General features: G+C 44.6%; 23 protein-coding genes and 1 tRNA gene. 21 read left to right on the forward strand and 3 right to left on the reverse strand.

Annotated elements, in window-relative coordinates; genetic code table 11:
* Positions 1–58: 58 nt before the first annotated feature.
* From CWC29_RS00285 to CWC29_RS00305, 5 genes are read left to right on the forward strand one after another with little or no spacing between them, the layout of a single operon-like run.
* Complete coding sequence (locus tag CWC29_RS00285) at positions 59–1,072, forward strand: FAD-dependent oxidoreductase (protein ID WP_138522744.1); 1,014 nt, start codon at positions 59–61, stop codon at positions 1,070–1,072.
* Positions 1,069–1,266 (forward strand): sulfur carrier protein ThiS, encoded by a 198-nt coding sequence (gene thiS, locus CWC29_RS00290; RefSeq protein WP_010368823.1) that lies wholly within the window; start codon positions 1,069–1,071, stop codon positions 1,264–1,266. The genes CWC29_RS00285 and thiS overlap by 4 nt, the downstream gene beginning before the upstream one ends.
* 2 nt (positions 1,267–1,268) lie before the next feature.
* Entirely contained in the window at positions 1,269–2,066 is a 798-nt protein-coding gene (locus tag CWC29_RS00295) for a thiazole synthase (RefSeq protein ID WP_138522745.1), read from the forward strand.
* A 34-nt stretch (positions 2,067–2,100) separates the two neighbouring features.
* Positions 2,101–3,624, forward strand: coding sequence for a thiamine phosphate synthase (thiE, locus tag CWC29_RS00300; protein WP_138522747.1), 1,524 nt, complete (start codon positions 2,101–2,103; stop codon positions 3,622–3,624).
* A complete protein-coding gene (locus CWC29_RS00305) occupies positions 3,617–4,366 on the forward strand; it encodes a HesA/MoeB/ThiF family protein (RefSeq protein WP_138522749.1) in 750 nt (249 codons plus the stop codon). Before thiE ends, CWC29_RS00305 begins: the two co-directional genes overlap by 8 nt.
* A gap of 185 nt (positions 4,367–4,551) precedes the next feature.
* On the opposite strand, the gene asd is transcribed toward CWC29_RS00305, so the two are convergent.
* Both asd and rsgA read right to left on the reverse strand, forming a co-directional pair.
* The gene (asd, locus tag CWC29_RS00310) at positions 4,552–5,418 is read right to left on the reverse strand and encodes an archaetidylserine decarboxylase (protein ID WP_039494070.1); all 867 of its coding nucleotides are present in this window, start codon (positions 5,416–5,418) and stop codon (positions 4,552–4,554) included.
* 98 nt (positions 5,419–5,516) lie between these two features.
* Positions 5,517–6,569, reverse strand: a complete 1,053-nt coding sequence (gene rsgA, locus CWC29_RS00315) for a small ribosomal subunit biogenesis GTPase RsgA (RefSeq protein ID WP_010607089.1) — start codon at positions 6,567–6,569, stop codon at positions 5,517–5,519.
* Between the two features lie 161 nt (positions 6,570–6,730).
* Between rsgA and orn the strand changes: the two genes are divergently transcribed.
* From orn to alr, 16 genes are all read left to right on the forward strand, one after another.
* Complete coding sequence (gene orn / locus CWC29_RS00320) at positions 6,731–7,276, forward strand: oligoribonuclease (RefSeq protein WP_010607090.1); 546 nt, start codon at positions 6,731–6,733, stop codon at positions 7,274–7,276.
* Between the two features lie 400 nt (positions 7,277–7,676).
* Positions 7,677–7,752, forward strand: a tRNA-Gly gene (locus CWC29_RS00325).
* 206 nt (positions 7,753–7,958) lie between these two features.
* Positions 7,959–8,300 (forward strand): 30S ribosomal protein S6, encoded by a 342-nt coding sequence (gene rpsF, locus CWC29_RS00330; RefSeq protein WP_010368810.1) that lies wholly within the window; start codon positions 7,959–7,961, stop codon positions 8,298–8,300.
* Between the two features lie 38 nt (positions 8,301–8,338).
* Positions 8,339–8,668, forward strand: coding sequence for a primosomal replication protein N (gene priB / locus CWC29_RS00335; protein WP_088531731.1), 330 nt, complete (start codon positions 8,339–8,341; stop codon positions 8,666–8,668).
* An 11-nt stretch (positions 8,669–8,679) separates the two neighbouring features.
* Positions 8,680–8,907, forward strand: a complete 228-nt coding sequence (gene rpsR / locus CWC29_RS00340; protein ID WP_002962753.1) for a 30S ribosomal protein S18 — start codon at positions 8,680–8,682, stop codon at positions 8,905–8,907.
* Positions 8,908–8,942: 35 nt separating this feature from the next.
* Positions 8,943–9,395, forward strand: a complete 453-nt coding sequence (gene rplI / locus CWC29_RS00345) for a 50S ribosomal protein L9 (protein WP_010368808.1) — start codon at positions 8,943–8,945, stop codon at positions 9,393–9,395.
* A 427-nt stretch (positions 9,396–9,822) separates the two neighbouring features.
* Complete coding sequence (locus CWC29_RS00350; protein WP_138525014.1) at positions 9,823–10,236, forward strand: type IV pilin protein; 414 nt, start codon at positions 9,823–9,825, stop codon at positions 10,234–10,236.
* Positions 10,220–10,678: a GspH/FimT family pseudopilin gene (locus CWC29_RS00355; RefSeq protein WP_138525012.1), complete on the forward strand. Its 459-nt coding sequence runs from the start codon at positions 10,220–10,222 to the stop codon at positions 10,676–10,678. Before CWC29_RS00350 ends, CWC29_RS00355 begins: the two co-directional genes overlap by 17 nt.
* Complete coding sequence (locus tag CWC29_RS00360; RefSeq protein ID WP_138525010.1) at positions 10,669–11,091, forward strand: type IV pilus modification PilV family protein; 423 nt, start codon at positions 10,669–10,671, stop codon at positions 11,089–11,091. The genes CWC29_RS00355 and CWC29_RS00360 overlap by 10 nt, the downstream gene beginning before the upstream one ends.
* On the forward strand, positions 11,088–11,576 hold the full coding sequence (locus CWC29_RS00365; RefSeq protein ID WP_138525008.1) for a PilW family protein: 489 nt from the start codon (positions 11,088–11,090) through the stop codon (positions 11,574–11,576). Before CWC29_RS00360 ends, CWC29_RS00365 begins: the two co-directional genes overlap by 4 nt.
* Positions 11,577–11,580: 4 nt before the next feature.
* Complete coding sequence (locus CWC29_RS00370) at positions 11,581–13,323, forward strand: DUF7305 domain-containing protein (protein ID WP_138525006.1); 1,743 nt, start codon at positions 11,581–11,583, stop codon at positions 13,321–13,323.
* A gap of 370 nt (positions 13,324–13,693) precedes the next feature.
* The gene (locus CWC29_RS00375; RefSeq protein ID WP_128728850.1) at positions 13,694–14,245 is read left to right on the forward strand and encodes an RNA polymerase sigma factor; all 552 of its coding nucleotides are present in this window, start codon (positions 13,694–13,696) and stop codon (positions 14,243–14,245) included.
* Positions 14,238–14,717: a hypothetical protein gene (locus CWC29_RS00380; RefSeq protein ID WP_128728849.1), complete on the forward strand. Its 480-nt coding sequence runs from the start codon at positions 14,238–14,240 to the stop codon at positions 14,715–14,717. Before CWC29_RS00375 ends, CWC29_RS00380 begins: the two co-directional genes overlap by 8 nt.
* A gap of 10 nt (positions 14,718–14,727) precedes the next feature.
* Entirely contained in the window at positions 14,728–15,666 is a 939-nt protein-coding gene (locus CWC29_RS00385; RefSeq protein ID WP_128728848.1) for a DUF4097 family beta strand repeat-containing protein, read from the forward strand.
* A 123-nt stretch (positions 15,667–15,789) separates the two neighbouring features.
* Positions 15,790–17,169, forward strand: coding sequence for a replicative DNA helicase (dnaB, locus tag CWC29_RS00390; RefSeq protein WP_017217222.1), 1,380 nt, complete (start codon positions 15,790–15,792; stop codon positions 17,167–17,169).
* 19 nt (positions 17,170–17,188) lie between these two features.
* The gene (alr, locus tag CWC29_RS00395) at positions 17,189–18,271 is read left to right on the forward strand and encodes an alanine racemase (protein WP_128728847.1); all 1,083 of its coding nucleotides are present in this window, start codon (positions 17,189–17,191) and stop codon (positions 18,269–18,271) included.
* An 11-nt stretch (positions 18,272–18,282) separates the two neighbouring features.
* On the opposite strand, the gene CWC29_RS00400 is transcribed toward alr, so the two are convergent.
* Positions 18,283–18,714, reverse strand: coding sequence for a secondary thiamine-phosphate synthase enzyme YjbQ (locus CWC29_RS00400; RefSeq protein ID WP_128728846.1), 432 nt, complete (start codon positions 18,712–18,714; stop codon positions 18,283–18,285).
* Between the last annotated feature and the right edge of the window lie 6 nt (positions 18,715–18,720).

Consider the following 18,720-nt stretch of genomic DNA (forward strand, 5'->3'; position numbering starts at 1 on the left):
CCTAACCCATCATAGCCACCTTGATGCCTGTCGGGTGGCTAACTTTAGGAGTGTAGCTATGTCTACTCAAGCACGTGTTGCTATCTTGGGTTTTGGCTTAACAGGGCGTATCGCTGCATTGATGCTCGCTGAGCGTTATCAAATCAGCGTATTTGAACAAGCAAAGCAAGGTACTGAGAGCTCAGCAGGTAGTGTGGCGGCGGCCATGTTAGCGCCGTTGGCTGAGTCTGTGATATGCGATGAGGCGTTGGCACTGCAGGGGCTGGAGTCCATGAAACTCTGGCCACAATTACTGGCTAAACTGGAAAGCTCAGTATTTTTCCAGCAGCAAGGCTCCCTTATTGTGGCGCATGGCCAAGACCGTGGTGATTTAGTGAGTTTTCAGCAGCGCTTAAAGCCGTTACAAGATCATAGCGCGGAAGTGGTGAATGGTGCTCGGATCGCGCAATTGGAACCAGAACTTGGTGGTGTGTTCCATCAAGGTTTGTATTTACCTTGCGAAGGCCAGCTTGATAATCAGGCGTTTTATCAAAGTAGTACGGCAACATTGATGAAGCAAGGGGTAGAGATTAACTACGCTGTCCATTGTGATGAAGCGAAAAAGGCGCAGCTTAGTCAAGCGTATGATTGGGTGATTGACTGTCGCGGTCTTGGCGCGAAAGCCACGTGTAATGGGCTTCGTGGCGTGCGCGGCGAAGTGGCGAGAATTTATGCCCCAGAAGTGACCTTGACCCGACCTGTGCGCTTGATGCACCCAAGATACCCCATTTACATTGCGCCAAAACCAGATCATCAGTTTGTTATTGGTGCGACGGAAATTGAGTCGCAAGATAATGATGAGATAACGGTACGTTCTACACTCGAATTACTCTCTGCTGCTTATTCGGTTCATCGTGGGTTTGCCGAAGCGCGAGTATTGTCTTTATTAGCAGGACTTAGACCTGCGTTTAAAGATAATCACCCCAAAATTGAACAGCAAGGTAATGTGATCAGTATCAATGGCCTATATAGACACGGTTATTTGCTAGCACCGCTTATCGTGAAACAAGCACTATCTAAGGAGTTATTATGAAAGTCGAATTTAATGGCGAAACGATTAATATCAACCGCGAGCAAAATATTCAGGAATTTATTGAAGCCAGAGGTGCCAAACCGCCTTTTGCCGTCGCGCTTAATGGTACTTTTGTTTCCCGTACGGAGCTGCCAAGCGTGACATTGAGCGACGGTGATAAGATTGAGCTTTTATCACCAATTCAAGGGGGATAAACATGCAGTCTATGACTGATACTAAGCTCACTATTTATGGTGAACAATTTACTAGCCGCATGCTAATTGGCTCGGCACTTTATCCTTCTCCAGAGGTAATGCAGGGGGCTATCGCCACCTCGGGTGCTGAAATTGTTACTGTGTCGCTGAGACGCCAGCAAACTAAGCAGGCGGGTGATGACTTTTGGTCGCTTATCAAAGAGATGGAACTACGAGTCTTACCAAACACAGCTGGTTGTCATAGCGTAAAAGAAGCGGTGACTTTGGCGCAGATGTGCCGGGAAGTGTTTGCCACTGATTGGATTAAACTTGAACTTATTGGCGATGAATATAACTTGCAGCCAGACCCAATTGCATTGCTCGAAGCCACCGAAATCTTGATAAAAGAAGGGTTTAAAGTATTGCCTTACTGCACTGATGATTTGGTGCTATGTCAGCGTTTGGATGCGCTTGGATGTGAAGTTTTAATGCCATGGGGCGCGCCAATTGGTACGGGAAAAGGGCTGTTAAATCCATATAACCTACAAACCATTCGCACACGTTTGCCCCATCAAACCTTGATTGTGGACGCGGGACTCGGCTTGCCGTCTCATGCTTGCCAAGCACTTGAGCTAGGTTATGATGCCGTACTATTAAATTCGGCAGTGGCAGGGGCGGGTTGTCCTATCACCATGGCAAAAGCGTTTGAAGCCAGCACGGTTGCAGGGCGCCTGTCTTATTTGGCAAAAGCAATGCCACAAAAAGAGGTGGCATCACCTTCTACGCCAACCTTAGGCATGCCTTTTTGGCACGCAAACTAACTTGAATTGCGGATAACTATATAAGGAGTTCTCTTTGTCACATATCGTTTGGAGTATTGCGGGTTCTGATTCTGGCGGCGGCGCTGGTATTCAAGCGGATATCAAAGCAACGCAGAGCTTTAATGTTCATTGTTGTACCGTAGTAACTGCGTTGACGGCGCAAAATAGTTTAGGGGTGGAAGCGCTAAACCCGGTATCGACCACGGTTATCGACTCTCAGCTGACGGCGCTTTCGCAAGATATGCCTGCAACGGTGATAAAGATTGGCATGCTCGCCAATGTTCAGCAGATCCAACTGATTGCTGAGCACCTCGTGCATTATAAAGCAACATGGGAAAAGCCGCCGCTCGTGGTTTATGACCCTGTGGCTATCGCGACCAGCGGGGATTCATTAACCGAAGACGACACGGTGGATGCGTTAAAAACCCATTTATTACCGCTGGTGGATATCATTACACCCAATACACACGAAACTCAGCTGCTGACAGGCGTGTATTTGATAGGTCCTGATGCGGTAAAAGAGGCTGCTGCCAAATTGCGTGAATTCGGTGCAAAGTCGGTGATCATTAAAGGTGGTCATTGGAATTACCCAAAAGGCTACTGCATTGATTATGGCTTAGCGGGAGATACTGAGTATTGGCTTGGCAATGAGAAAATTCAAACACCGCATAGCCACGGTACTGGGTGTAGTTTATCGTCAGTGATCGCGGCATGTATGGCCAAGGAGTACCCATTTAAAGATGCCTTTATTCTTGCAAAAGCGTATATCAACGCTGGGTTAAAAGCGGCGATACGTTATGGCGAAGGTGTGGGCCCTGTTGCGCACACGAGTTTCCCTGTTGATCTTAATGATTATCCGCAAGTGATAGAAGCGGGCTCTTGGCTTGCTGATGAACTAGAGTTTGCATTACCTGAGGAGTTTAATTTTGCCGCGGGCTTTGCCAGCATTGACGACCCTATTGGGCTTTATGCAGTAGTAAACAGCGCTGATTGGGTGGAAAAATGTCTTGCTTTAGGTGTCGATACGGTGCAGCTGAGAATCAAAGATCCAGAGCAAGCTAATCTTGAAGCTGAAATACAAACTGCCATTGCACTTGGACAAAAATACGATGCGAAGGTGTTTATTAACGATTACTGGCAGTTAGCGATTAAACACGGCGCCTATGGAATTCATTTAGGCCAAGAGGATATTGATAAGGCTAATCTTGTTGCCATTCAAGAGGCAGGGCTGCGCTTGGGTATTTCGACCCATGGTTTTTATGAAATGCTCAGGGCACATAACTATCGCCCAAGTTATTTGGCTTTTGGTGCTATCTACCCAACCACGACCAAAGACATGACCGGCCAAATCCAGGGGTTGGAAAAGCTGATGCACTTTGTACCTTTGATGCAGAGTAGCTATCCAACCGTCGCTATTGGAGGCATTGACCTTAGTCGCGTGCCAGAAGTAGCTGCAACTGGCGTTTCTAGTATCGCGGTTGTAAGAGCTATCACAGAAGCCCAAGACCCACAGCAGGCTGTACTTGAATTAAAGCAAGCTATGGCGAGACATGACTGAACTCAATGACAAAGAGCGGCTAAGGTATAGTCGCCATTTGCTGTTAAAAGAGGTTGGTGAGCAAGGCCAACTCGCATTGAAACAGGCGCATGTGGCTGTGATTGGCTGCGGTGGGCTGGGAAGCCCGGCGTTGTTTTACTTAGCGGCGAGTGGCATTGGTAAGCTTACTTTTGTTGATGACGACGACGTGGAATTGTCTAACTTACAAAGGCAAATTCTGTATAAGGTGAACCACCTTGGTCAGCAAAAAGCCAAAGCGGCAGGAAAGGTGCTGGCAAGTCTCAATAACGAGATCACGTTAGCACCAATTAATGCGAGATTGACTGATAAAAACGTCGCTGAGTTGCTCCATGATGCAGATATTGTCCTGGACTGCAGCGATAACTTTACCACCCGTTATTTACTCAATAGGTATTGTTATCGAGCGAGCAAGGTGTTGATAGCAGGAGCCGCGATTGCCACACAAGGCCAACTCATGTGCTTTGATTTTAGGGTTGAGTCACCTTGTTATGCTTGCGTTTTCCCTGAAGGTTCGCAAACACCTGTGGAGAATTGTGACAACTTTGGCGTCATTAGTCCATTACTGGGAGTGATCGGCGCGCAGCAAGCTTTATTGACCATAAATGTGCTACTTGGACATCATCAAGGAAGTGTATTTTGTACGCTAGATGCTATGAGTTTGCAGCAAAAGCTGTATGGGCTCAGTAAAAACCCAGAGTGTGAATGTTGTGGCTTGAAGTAGTTTCAAGCCACTAATACCAACTAGTCTTAATACTTGCTCAATTTGAAGGAGTAAATCTGACGCTAACGGCGTTAAAAATTTCTTATTTAGAACAAACTAAATAGCAAAATTTTTGCCTTGTTATCGACAAGATTTTCTCGCCTCAAAATAGGTCACTTAATTAAGCAAATTGGTATAAAAGTAATTTACTCTGCTATTTTTGCGAAAGGCGTACCCATGCGTGTGACGGTCTCTGGGTTTTGGCCATCTAAGAACTCAGCCTTATTTGCCCCCCACGCTAAGATCACGGTAGAGCCAAGTTTAAAGCGACCCATCTCTTCGCCTTTTTTCAGCGTTATCGCGTTGTCACCTTCTGCTGGATATGTCCAAGTAAAGACATCTCTTCCGGCTGGTGGTGTCACTGTACCGGCCCAAATCGTCTCAATGCTCGCGACGATAGTTGCACCAACCAGTACCATGGAAAGCGGACCAATCTCAGTGTCAAAAATAGCAACAACTCGCTCGTTACGAGCAAATAAATTAGGCACATTTTGCGCGGTAAGTGGATTTACTGAGAACAAATCGCCCGGTACATAAATCATCTTACGAAGTGTGCCATCAACCGGCATGTGGATACGGTGATAATCCTTCGGTGCTAGATAAATCGTTGCAAACTTACCACCAACATAAGGCGCAACATCTTCTTCTTTACCGCCTAGCAGCGTCTGTAAGCTGTAGTTGTGACCCTTAGCTTGGATAATTTGACCATCGACGACATCACCAAGTTGGCTGATTGCACCATCAACTGGGTGGGCAAGGATATCGCTCTCTTCTGCCAAAGGGCGGATCCCCGGTTTCAGTGGACGGGTAAAAAACTCGTTAAAGGTTTTATAGTGAGCTGGATCTTCGTGCAATGCCTCGCTCATGTCGATTTTATATTGTTTGATAAACAGCTTAATTAGCTTTGTGGTTAAGGCGCCAGCTTCTGCTGCGGCAAGCTTACCAACCAAACGAGAAACCGCATGTTTAGGTAATGCATATTGCATGGCAATTTTTAGTTTATCCAAATTCACTTTTAACAGTTCCTAATTATTAGTCTTGTCACTTTCGCTTTTTTGTATTGCGAAGTGGCTATCGGGCTCAAGTCATTGAGCCAATTTAGCAAATATTATCAGACTCTCGGCGCGCGCGCACCTGCGCGGCCATCAGCCATAGATTCTAAAATACGATGGTAACTTTCAAAACGTAATTCACTGATTTTACCTTCATCTACGGCTTCACGAAGTAAGCATCCCGGATCGTTCAGGTGTTTACAGTCTCTAAAGCGGCAGCCGCCAATAAACTCCCTAAATTCTTTAAAGCACCAAGTGACGCGTTCTACGTCTAAGTGCCATAGGCCGAACTCACGGATCCCGGGGCTGTCGATCAGGTTTCCACCGGACGGCAAGTGGTGTAAGCGCGATACTGTGGTTGTATGTTGCCCTAAGCCACTATTTTCGGAGACTTCTTTGGTGAGAATATCTGCATTGGGCAGTACCGTATTAACCAACGTTGATTTGCCAACCCCTGATTGACCAACAAAAATGTTATTTTTGTCCTCAAGCATGTGTTTTAACTCGTCAATGCCTTCGCCTGACTTTGTACTGACTAACAGTACGCGATAGCCAAGCTCACGATATATATCTAAGACTTCATCAATATATTCGAGGCTTTCTTGGTCAAGCAAATCAATCTTATTGAGTAATAAAATCGGCTCTATCCCCATATCCTCACAAGCGACTAAATAGCGATCGATGATTTGAGGGGTAAATTCGGGCACAACGGCCGACACCATCAATATTTGGTCAATATTCGCAGCGACAACTTTCACACCGTCATAAAAATCTGGACGAGTGAGTTGCGTGCGCCTTTCATGCACAGCCTCAATTACGCCGGCTAAGTCACCATCACTGACCTTGGCACGACGAAAAATGACTTCATCACCGCAAACTAAGCTTGTTACGGTACGACGGATATTGCAACGCAAAACTTCTTGGTCTGTGGTTTCTATATCCGCATGTTGGCCGAAGCGGCTGATCACCACTGCGGCTTCTGTTGGCCCCAAGTTGTCGTTTTGCCATGAAACATCAGATACTTCTGTCTCCTTCGCTTTATCGATTCGCTTCTGATGATTGGCTCTAATCCGACGGGATTGGCCCTTACTGAGTTTCTTTTTCTTTGCCATGTTTATAATCTGTTTAAGCTTTGGCGTGCAGAGCGTTCAAATTTAGGCTATAAATCAATAAAACGCCGCGCATGGTAAAAAAAGCTTTAGGTCGAGTGTTTAAACTAATATGATATATCTAATTGCATTGGATCTAAAGGAAAGTACCGCTAAGGTAAAGTATGACTTTTCATGAATCAAACTTGATCTGGCTCGATCTAGAGATGACGGGGCTAGAACCGAAAACAGATAAAATCTTAGAAATCGCGACGGTGATCACAGACGGTGATCTCAATGTTTTAGCTGAAGGTCCAGTAGTGGCAATTCATCAAAGTGATGAGCTGTTGGACAATATGGATGAGTGGTGCACCAATCAACATGGTCGCTCAGGTCTGACTGCTCGCTGTAAAGCGAGTAAATTCACGGAAGCAGATGCAGTTAAGCAAACACTAGATTTCCTTAAAGAGTGGGTGCCGCCAGGAGCTTCTCCAATGTGTGGTAATTCTATTGGTCAAGACCGTCGATTCCTCAACAAATACATGCCAGAGCTAGAAGCTTATTTCCACTATCGCAATTTGGACGTCAGTACGATAAAAGAACTTGCGAGACGCTGGAAGCCTGAACTATTGGGAGAGATAAAGAAAAAAAGCTCTCACTTAGCACTGGATGATATCAAAGACTCCATCATGGAGCTGAAAGTTTACCAAGAAAAATTCTTCAAAGTTTAAAAAAATACTTGCAAAGCAAATTTTATCTTGTAGAATCCTGCCCCGCTTGAGACGACAAGCCCTGCGGGGTTTTTAGCCCAAGCGCGGCGCTAGCTCAGCTGCTAAAACGTTAGACGCGACCTCAAAGTTGCGCCCAGCGGAAAATTAAGAGCTACATCGGAATGCGGCACTAGCTCAGCTGCAGTAGGTAATCAACGCGACCTTGCGTAATTACCAACAACATAACGAGCTAATAATGGAATGCGGCACTAGCTCAGCTGCAGTAGGTAATCAACGCGACCTTGCGTAATTACCGACAACATAACGAGCTAATAATGGAATGCGGCACTAGCTCAGCTGCAGTAGGTAATCAACGCGACCTTGCGTAATTACCGACAATATAATGAGCTAACTATGGAATGCGGCACTAGCTCAGCTGGTAGAGCGCGACCTTGCCAAGGTCGAGGTCACGAGTTCGAACCTCGTGTGCCGCTCCAACTCTCCTAAATATTCTTACTTTTCAATCACTCTAAAAAAACCTTGCAGATATAGTCTTATTCCACCAATTTTTCACAACAAACTGATTGCTTAATTTTAATGCTACGCGTAAAATACGCGCTCTTTCGGCCCTACTATTATCGTTCCTTGCCTTACCCCGACTGGCCGAAACGGGACAAGGCTATACTAACCGTAAGGAATATCCATGCGTCATTACGAAATCGTATTCATGGTTCACCCAGATCAAAGTGAGCAAGTACCTGGTATGATCGAGCGTTATACTGGTGCTATCACTGAAGCTGGCGGTACTATTCACCGTCTAGAAGACTGGGGTCGTCGTCAACTGGCTTACCCAATCGAAAAGCTTCACAAAGCACACTATGTTCTATTGAACGTTGAAGCACCAACTGAAGTAATCAACGAGCTTGAAACTTCTTTCCGCTACAACGATGCAGTGCTTCGTAACCTAGTTATGCGTACTAAAAATGCAGTAACTGAAGCATCTCCTCTTGCAAAAGAAGAGAAAAAAGAAGCAGCTTCTGCTTAATCGTTGTTGATTTCGGATTTGACTAACCTTTCGAGGTAATGGTGAGTACTCAGGTTGACCTGTATACCAATCAATATCTGCTCTCGGGCGTGATATGTAAAACACCTAAATTTAGTCAAAGCCCAGCTGGGATCCCACACTGTATATTTGTACTTGAGCACAAATCAATGCAGCTAGAGGCTGACCTTACTCGAAATGCCTACGTGCGTATTCAAGTGGTTGCCAGTGGAGAACAGTTCCGAAACCAAACTGAGCATTTATACGTTGGGCAAGCATTACAAGTTCGCGGTTTTATAAATCGCCACGAGAGCCGAAATGGCTTGAGTCAGCTGGTATTGCACGCACAACATATTGAAAGAATTAATTGAGGAAATTACTCATGGCACGTTATTTCAGACGTCGTAAGTTCTGCCGTTTTAAAGCGGAAGGCGTACAACAAATTGATTACAAAGATCTGGCTACTCTTAGAAACTACGTAACAGAAAGTGGCAAAATCGTACCTAGCCGTATCACAGGTACTAGCGCTAAATACCAGCGTCAGCTAGCAACTGCTATTAAGCGTGCTCGCTACCTAGCCCTTCTTCCATACACTGACTTACACAAGTAAGCAGCTGATTACTAGTTTTTAAAAGGTGTAGAGACATGCAAGTTATTCTACTAGACAAAATTGCAAACCTAGGTAGCCTAGGTGATCAGGTTAATGTTAAATCTGGCTTCGCACGTAACTTCTTATTCCCTAAGGGTAAAGCAGTTCCTGCAACTAAATCTAACATTGAAACTTTCGAAGCACGTCGCGCTGAGCTTGAAGCGAAAATCGCTGAAGAGCTAGTTGCTGCACAGGCACGCGCTGAAAAACTAGAAGCACTAGCTGAAGTAACTCTAGTTTCTAAAGCGGGTGACGAAGGTAAGCTATTCGGTTCTATCGGTACTCGCGATATTGCTGATGCTATCTCTGCAGTAGGTGTTGAGGTATCTAAGTCAGAAGTTCGTCTACCTCTTGGTACTATCCGTGAGACTGGCGAGTTCGATGTAGCTATCCAAGTACACTCTGACGTTACAGCTACGATCAAAGTAATCGTAATTGCTGAAGCTTAATTTTTAATTGAGCTTAAAAAAGCCGTGTATTTTTATACACGGCTTTTTATTCACTTAATTTACCTATATTAGCTCGAATTTCGGAAAGTAAAAACCAGTTAACAGATATGCTAAGTGCATTGAATTCACGAATATTGGTTTTGTTGTTGTCCAAATCTTAGGCTGGATTAAGTAACCCTTCAAAGAAAATCATAATAATAATCTTATTCATACCAATTTAAGGTGTGACATGGATGATCCTCTCGCTCAAAGTTTGCCTTAAATCAAAAGGTAGTACTGATGTAATGTGATGTAATAAGTTTCCTTTTTAGAAACTTTCGCTCCATGTTATGTTTACATATTATAGGTTAACCCTTTTCTTTGTCTTTTGTCTGTCATAAAGTGGAATAAAATGACAGCGCTATCAATATAGTGGTGGAATAATTAAATGTCTGTAAATAAAGGTTTTACGCTAACAGAGTTATTAATTGCCGTTGCAATCGTGGCGATCACTGCCAGCGTAGCATATCCGTCTTATGTAGAATATGTACAAGATGCCCGCCGTTCACAAGCACAGCAGAACATGTTGGAAATGGCAGGAGTTATTGAGCGTATCTATAGCCGCAATAGTGGTTATCCAGACGCAAATTTGCTTCCTAACTTACCGCAGTCAGATTTTTATACATTTAAATATACGCCAACAGATAAACCGAATGGCGCTGTGGGGCAATATCGCAATTTGGGATACCAATTAACTGCCACGCCAATAACAGGAAAAGCACAAGCGATGGACAGGTGTGGTGTACTAAGTATTAATCATCTTGGTGAACAGGGACCGAAAAACAATGATTGCTGGCAATAAAAACATAGGATTTACCTTGCTTGAGCTACTTATTGCGATGGCAATTCTCGCAATTTTAGCTTCTGTAGCTGCGCCCAGTTTTATAAAGCAAATTCAGCAAGACCGATTGGCAACGCATGCTAATCAACTGCAGGCGGTATATCGCTTGGCCCGAAGTGAAGCGGTACGACGTGAGCAGCAAGTATCACTGGTTGTGGAGGGCAGCGACTGGGTTGTTAAAACCAATGAGAATGGCCAATTGACCGAGGTGGGACGGTTTTCTATTAAACATAGCTCGATAGAAGTGGCACTTGCCGATCAAATGGTGCGTGAAAGTGGTGAAGTGCTAGCGACAAACAATATATTGATCACCGACAACATTGCCGATACCCAGGATTACCGTTTATGTGTGTTGGTCAGTGGTCAAAGCTGGTTAGCTGAGGCGGAACAAAATTGCAGTTAAGTAAGGGGTTTTCCCTCATTGAAGTTGTGGTGTCGATGTTGGTGGCTGGATTAATGTTACTAGGTCTTGCAGCTACGCAGCTTAAGTCATTACAGTTCGCCTCCAATAGCTTTCAATATACGATGGCGTTAATTCATGGCCAAAATGCAATTGATAGGATATGGCCTTTGTTATGTGAGTTGCAGCATAACAACAATGATATGACGCTTGATAACCCGCTGATTCAGCAACTGCATCCTGCTGATAGCCGCTTTACATTAGTGCTGCCCGCGACATATAGCAATAATATGCAGCTTACAGTGAGTTGGGAAGATAAGCGGGTAGAAAATCCTGCTGAAAACCAAGTTTCTTTGACTACCAGTTATCCAGATGTTGTGGATACTTGCTCTTCACCACCTGGAGGGGGCTCATGAAACAGATAAAGGGCTATACCTTACTGGAACTCATGGTTGCCATGGTTGTGGGGTTAGTATTGGTGATAGGGATTGCAACGTCATATACGTCGATAAAAGAAACTGTGACGACAAGCCAGCAGCTTGCAACATCGCAAGAGATTGTTCGATATACCAATCGAGTAATGATGCGCAGCATTAAGCAGACACAAGCAATCCCTGCTGTGACGGCCACCGATATTACGATCCGCCAACTGGCTGGGGTACCCGCTTGTGATGGCAGTGTACCCACTGTTGACTACACTGAGCGTTATTTTTTACAAGGTGAGTATTTAGTGTGCGATCGCGGCACTGGTGATATCAATCTTTTGAAAGGGGTAACTGGACTTGTGTTTGCAACCGATGCCAGTGGTCAGTTAATTACAGTGACAATACAAGGTAGTAGTTTTCCGACACAATACGGTGCAGGCATACAGATGAATTTTTACGCTGGATTAGGTAGCTAATACAATGAAACAACAACAAGGTTTTACACTGGTTAAAGTGATGCTGCTCGGCGGCATGGCTAGCGTTGTGGTATTCGCTTCCCTCAAGGAAGGTGTGGTACAAGAAAGATTAAGTGGTAACTTCCAAAAGGACATTAATGCAAGGTTAGTGGCTGAACAAGGGATCAGAGAATATCGTCAAAAGCTGGATGCAGAGGTTGCCAAAAATAACCCGCAAGATGTGGCGACACTTATTGGTAGTATCAGTAAAACGGGTAACGGAGCTGTCGCTGATTCGCAATATCAGATTTCGGTTAATGCCGATGGCAACGAATTTGAAATCGAAAGCTTAGGTCAACGCCATGGTGAGCATGCAAATCATCGACTGGTTGCGCGCTTCGAGCTGCGGCCAGCAGCAAAAGAGTCCATATTCCAAAATGCGGTTACTGGTTGTAAAGGTGTGAATCTTTCTGGTAGTGGCTCTGTCGACAGCTATGATTCATCGAAAGGCACTTACGAAGAAACAAAAAGCCATGATGGTGATGTACACACTGTGGTGGGCGATGCAGACGTGGTGCTATCAGGCCACTCTCCGATTAAAGGTGATGTAGAAGCATCTGGTGTGATTTACTTAAAAGGTTCTTCACCGGTTTTGGGTGACGTTAGGTCAAATACCGGGGTAGATATTTCGCCGTCATCGAGTGGTATTCGAGTGGAAGGTAATGTCTATAGCCGAGGATTTTTCACACATAGAGGCGGCAAGATCCAAGGTTATGTGCGTACCATGGGGGATGCCAAAATGGAGTGGGGTGCTGAGATCCTCAACCAAAATGGTGATGCGTTTGATATTCAATATACTGGTAATGGTCAATTTAAAGATACTGGCTTACAAGTTCAAGATGGAGTGCATTACTCCGATGCTAAATTTAGAGTCGCAGATTTAGTGGTTGAGCCGGTAAAAGTGTACGATCCAGATTCTCCCGACTACGACCCAGCAAGGCCAAATAAAGAATGTGATCCTTTGGCGTTGCCTTTTAATATGGATAGCATCATTGATCCAAATAACGACTTTTCCTCCTTAAATGTAGGTGCGCAACAAATCTTACACTTTAAACCTAAACAGGCAGTTTACGAGCGTAATGGCTCAAGCGTGTATGTTGCAAAAGAGCACACCATTTATTTATTCCAAGGGGTGGAGCAAAACCTCGGCACAGCGACAGAAAAAACGCAGCTCGCGTTTCCATTTAAAGGGTTGAAGCTAGGATCTGACGGAAAGATTAAGATCTCTGGTGGCGATGTGATTTGGTTGATTGATGGGGATCTGAAATTAACCGGCGACACTCATATTTGGATAGAAAAAGAAAGCTCTTTGACGGTGTTCACCACTGGCAAAGTTTCTATTGGCGCAAGTGCTAAGGTTATTGCTGAGCAAGAAGGCTTAACCAAGAAGAGCAAACTGCCGGTATTTAGTGTGTATTCTTCATTTGATGGCCCGAATGGTTTTGTATTCAGCGGCGCGTCTTCTTTATATGCTGCCATTTATTCACCGTTAACTTCTATTCTGTTGAATGGCAGTGGGCAATTATATGGTACAGTTCGAGGGGCTTCTATCACCGGTACCGGTGGTACAGGGATCCACTTTGATCAAGCATTAAAAAATTCGGGTATTGGTGTGCAGCCGCCAGGGCAAAAGCCAACATTGGTTTTTAAGGGTTGGCACTATAAACCCTACCAAGTTGCCGATGAGAGTGAAGCTAATACCAATTGAATTAATTCTCTAATCAATTTGAAGGGTGAAATAGCATATTAGCTTCGTTAAAAATTTCTCATTTAGAACAACTAAATAGCAAAATTTTTGCCTTGCTACTAAAGCTATTTCCCGCTTCAAGATAGATCATTTACTTAATACAACTGGTATAAAAGCGCTGAGTAACTTTCCTAAGTGGAGCTTAGGCTCCACTTTTTGCTGCTAAATAAAAGAGTAAAATTTTTTCCAACCCCTTTAAACCATTTCTGGTTTCACCTGCGTCTAAATAAGTACTTTATAAAAAAGTAGAAATTGGCAATTGAGCGTTGGTGACTTTGTTTGTTCCATTCGATATGCGAAGATGAAGGAATCAACCCAAAGGAACAGACGCATGATAATTAATGCCAAAGAGGCATTTACACAAGAACAAACCGATGCGCTAGTGGCTAGATGCCAGCAAGGGGATCAAGGTGCATTTCGGGAACTATTTGAGCAACACCATCGTCGCGTATATGCGTTGTGTCTTAGGTTGCTCGCTGAGCCCGCTCATGCAGAAGATGCATGCCAGGAAGTTTTTGTGCAACTGTGGCAAAAGATAGACCAATTTAGAGGGCAATCACAATTTACGACTTGGCTTCATAGTGTGACCAGTAATATTGCTATCAGCTATCTTAGAAAGCAAAAGAACTGGTTACAAAAGGTCGTAAGCTTTGAACAATCCGGGCTGGATGAGCAAGGTGCTGAGCAGCTAGGAGAGCTAAATGGCTTAGATAAACTCATTGTCAGATTGCCTGAACGCGCTAGGTTGGTCTTCGTATTACATGCTGTTGAAGGGTATCGCCACGAGGAAATTGCCAATATGTTAAACATGGCCGTAGGGTCGAGTAAATCGCAATATCACCGAGCACGTAACTTATTACAGGAGTGGTACAACAATGACTAAACCATCTTTTGATGAATTTATGCATACCGCACTGAATGACGAACAGTCGCAGCCAAAGCCACAACGTGACTTATGGCAAGGCGTTGAGCGTGCAATCAATCAAGCACAACCGATGCAGCCGCCAAAACAAAGTAATTGGCAAAAGTTATCAGGTATTGCGGCGTGTACTATTGCGGGTTTACTCGCTTGGCAAGTGATTATGAATCAGCCCAAGCAAGACTCATTGGCTAATATTAGCGCTTTTTTTGAGCAGCAAAAGCAGTCTTTACTGGTTCAATATGAAACGCAGCCAGCGCTGACTTCTGATTGGCAGGCACAATTGCAAGAGCTCGAGCAAGCGGAACAAGCGATCAAGCTGTCTTTAAAGCAAGATCCTGAGAACGCAGCGCTGTTAAAAATGTTAGCTCAGGTTTATCAGCAGCAACTCGACTTAATCAATAAGGTTCACCAACCTCGTTGGCAACAAATTTAGGAGAATTAGGATGAAAGCATTAATTATTGGCCTAACGGCACTACCTGCGATGGTGTTCGCAGGAGAGTCTATCGATAAAGAACTGTCGGTTCCTGCAAATGGTAAAGTTGTCATCGAGAATCAGCGCGGTGACGTAACGATAAAGACATGGGATAAAAACGTTTTTAAAGTGACAGGCGAGTTAGACGATAAAGCTGAGGGTTATAAATTAGAGACCTCTGGCGAGGTAACCGAGTTTATCGTGAAGATGCCAAGACGCTATAAAAGTTGGGGCGGTGGTGATGGCTCTACACTTACCATTTATATGCCTCGTACTAGTGAGTTAAATTTTGAAGGGGTGGTGGTTGATGTTGAAGCGGCTGATTTAACGGCGGGCGCCCGTATCAAAACGGTCAACGGCAATATTAAAGCGAGTAAAATCAGCGGTAAAATTGCGTTAGAAACCGTAAATGGTGATATTGATAGTCGTGACTTGGATGGCAATATTCAGTTTGAAACCGTCAATGGGGACATTGAGGATATCGCTTCGAACGGTAAGCTAAGATTTAACGCCGTTAATGGCGAAATTAAAACGCAAACCACCGCGACCGAGCTGCGCTTAGAAAACGTCAATGGCGAAGTCGAGTTAAAGATGGCAGAGTTAAAAGATCTACGCTTATCTACCGTTAACGGCGAAATAGCAGTATATGCAGCAAAGTTACTGGATAACGCCAATATAAATATGGACAGCGTTAGCGGCGATATTGAACTTTATTTCCCTACGGATGTATCAGCAAGGTTTGAAATCAACGCACATTCTGGCGGCCATATCACCAATGAGCTAAGTTCAGAGCAAGTTAAAAAAGCCAAATATGGCCCAGCTCGTTCACTTGAGTTTGTGCTTAACGGTGGTAATGCTGATGTAGAAATCGATACTGTTAGCGGCAATATTGAGCTAAAGCGTAACTAGTGAAGCAATAGAGCAATAAGGACAACAAAAGGCCAGAGTTTCCCCAAACTCTGGCCTTTTGTTATTTGCACTTATGAGTAGACCAGATACAATAGAGGGCCTTCAATTTCTCTATGTTGTGATATGGCTAAACCAGATATACAAGTCGATACCTTAAAAGTTCCACCGCACTCAATTGAAGCTGAGCAATCTGTGCTCGGTGGCTTGATGTTAGATAATGAAGCCTTTGACCGTGTTGCGGAATTGGTGGTGTCTCATGACTTTTATACCAGAACCCATAAGCTGATTTTTGAAGCAATGGAAAAGCTGGTAGAGCTTAGTCAACCTATCGATTTAATCACAATTTCTGAGAATCTTGAAAAGAATAATCAGTTAGAAACCATAGGTGGTTTCTCATATCTTGCTGAGATTGCTAAAAACACGCCAAGTGCTGCAAACATTGATGCATACGCGAGTATCGTCCGTGAGCGCGCGGTTGTTCGCGAAATGATTGGTGTGGCGAATGAAATAGCTGAGGCAGGCTTTAATCCTGAGGGACGAGATAGCCATGAACTGTTAGACTTAGCTGAGAGCAAGGTATTTAAGATTGCTGAGCAGCGCACTAAAAGTACTGAAGGCCCGCAAAGCATTCATAGCATTCTAGAGAAAACAGTTGATAAAATTGAAGAACTTTACCAATCTCCACAAGATGGTGTTACCGGGGTAAGTACAGGCTATGGCGACTTAGACAAGATGACGGCAGGACTACAGCCTTCTGATTTGATCATTGTCGCAGCGCGTCCGTCGATGGGTAAAACCACTTTTGCGATGAACTTGGCTGAGCATGCCGCGATGACGCAAGATAAGCCGGTTCTGATCTACTCGCTAGAGATGCCTTCAGAACAGATCATGATGAGGATGCTCGCTTCACTTGGTCGTATCAACCAAACTAAAGTACGTACCGGTCAATTAGACGATGATGATTGGGCACGCCTGTCATCTACCATGGGCTTACTGATGGAAAAAGGCAAGATGTACATTGATGATGCGTCCGGCCTTACGCCAACAGATGTGCGTTCACGCGCTAGAAGAATTGCACGCGATCACGGTGGGATCAGCATGATCATGGTGGACTACTTGCAGCTCATGCGCGTACCGAGCCTTTCAGACAACCGTACGCTTGAGATTGCTGAAATTTCTCGCTCATTAAAGGCGCTCGCAAAAGAGCTGCAATGCCCAGTTATCGCGCTTTCTCAGCTTAACCGTACGCTAGAACAACGTGCAGATAAACGCCCAGTTAACTCCGACTTACGTGAATCAGGCTCTATCGAGCAGGATGCCGACTTAATCATGTTCATTTATCGTGATGAAGTTTATAACGACGATAGCCCCGACAAAGGCACGGCTGAAATCATCATAGGTAAGCAGCGTAACGGTCCTATCGGTAAGGTTAGGTTAACCTTCCAAGGTCAATACTCTCGATTCGATAACTATGCGGGTCCAGCAATGGACGACGAATATTAACTGTCAATTGAGTAATGAAATGCGACTAGCGAGTGCTGAAATAGATTTAACCGCGCTGAGAGAAAACCTACAGCTAACGCAAAAACTGGCGCCAAAAAGTAAGATTATGGCTGTACTTAAGGCCAATGCTTACGGCCATGGTTTGGTTAAAATAGCGCAGCATTTGCAAGATGCAGATGCATTCGCTGTGGCGAGAGTTGATGAAGCGCTCGCGCTGAGAACAGGTGGCATCACTAAACCAATTGTCCTGTTGGAAGGTTTTTTTCATCCTTCTGATTTACCTATTCTACTTGCCAATAATTTGCAAACCATAGTGCATGACATTTCTCAGCTTGAAGCCATTGAGCGTGCTGATTTAGATGCGCCGCTCACAGTGTGGCTAAAAGTAGATACCGGTATGCACCGTCTCGGCGTTGAGCCTGAAGAGTTTGAAGCGTTTTATGCCCGCCTCAAGCGCTCAAAAAATGTTGCTGATAAAATCCACTTAATGACACACTTTGCTTGTGCTGATGATATCAAAGACAATAAAACCGAAGTACAACAAGTGCTATTTAAGTCTTTAGTTGGCCAAAGTCACGCACCATTGTGTTTGGCAAACTCTGCGGGGATCATAGGCTGGCCTGAATCTCATGGCGACTGGATCCGTCCCGGTCTAATGCTTTATGGTGTTTCGCCTATGCTCGCTCGCGTTGGACAGCAACATGGTTTAAGACCAGTCATGCGCTTGACCACTAAAGTTATTGCCATCAAGCGGGTGAGGGCGCATCAAGCGGTGGGATATGGCGGACGTTGGCAATGTGAACAGGATACCTATCTTGCCGTCATTGGTGTTGGCTATGGAGATGGTTATCCCAGACACGCTAAAATTGGCACACCAGTGGTTATTGGTAACCAGCGTTACGGCATAGTTGGCACTGTGTCGATGGATATGATCAGTGTGAATATTGGTGATAATCCCCATGGCATTCAAGTTGGTGACGAAGTAGAAATGTGGGGACCAAACCTACCAGTAGAAGAAATAGCGCAATGTGCAGGTACTATTCCATATGAGCTGTTGTGTAACGTCACTCCAAGAGTAAGCTACGAATACATTGAAGGCTAAACGCTGAGCGCCTAGCCTTTTTTGTCACCTTGAAGCGTTGCGATAACACGTCTTACACCACCGTGATCACGATGCTCACCGAGATAAATACCTTGCCAAGTACCTAAACGTAGGCGGCCCTCAGAAATGGGAATGGTTACTTCACATCCTAAGGTGCTGGATTTGATATGTGCTGGCATATCATCATCACCCTCATAGTCATGGCGGTAGTAGCTTTGCCTCTGTGGTACAAAATGATTAAAGTGGCTTTCCATATCCATACGTACCGTTGGGTCGGCATTTTCGTTTATTGTTAGGCTGGCGGAGGTGTGTTGTATAAACAGGTGCAGCAGCCCTATACGATAGTCATGTAAGTCAGGAAGCTGCGAGATAATCTCATCGTCTATTAAGTGAAAGCCTCGTTTTCGAGGCTTCAAGGTAATTTGTTTTTGAGTCCAACTCATAAAGTA

This window comes from Pseudoalteromonas galatheae (assembly GCF_005886105.2).
GTDB lineage: Bacteria > Pseudomonadota > Gammaproteobacteria > Enterobacterales > Alteromonadaceae > Pseudoalteromonas > Pseudoalteromonas galatheae.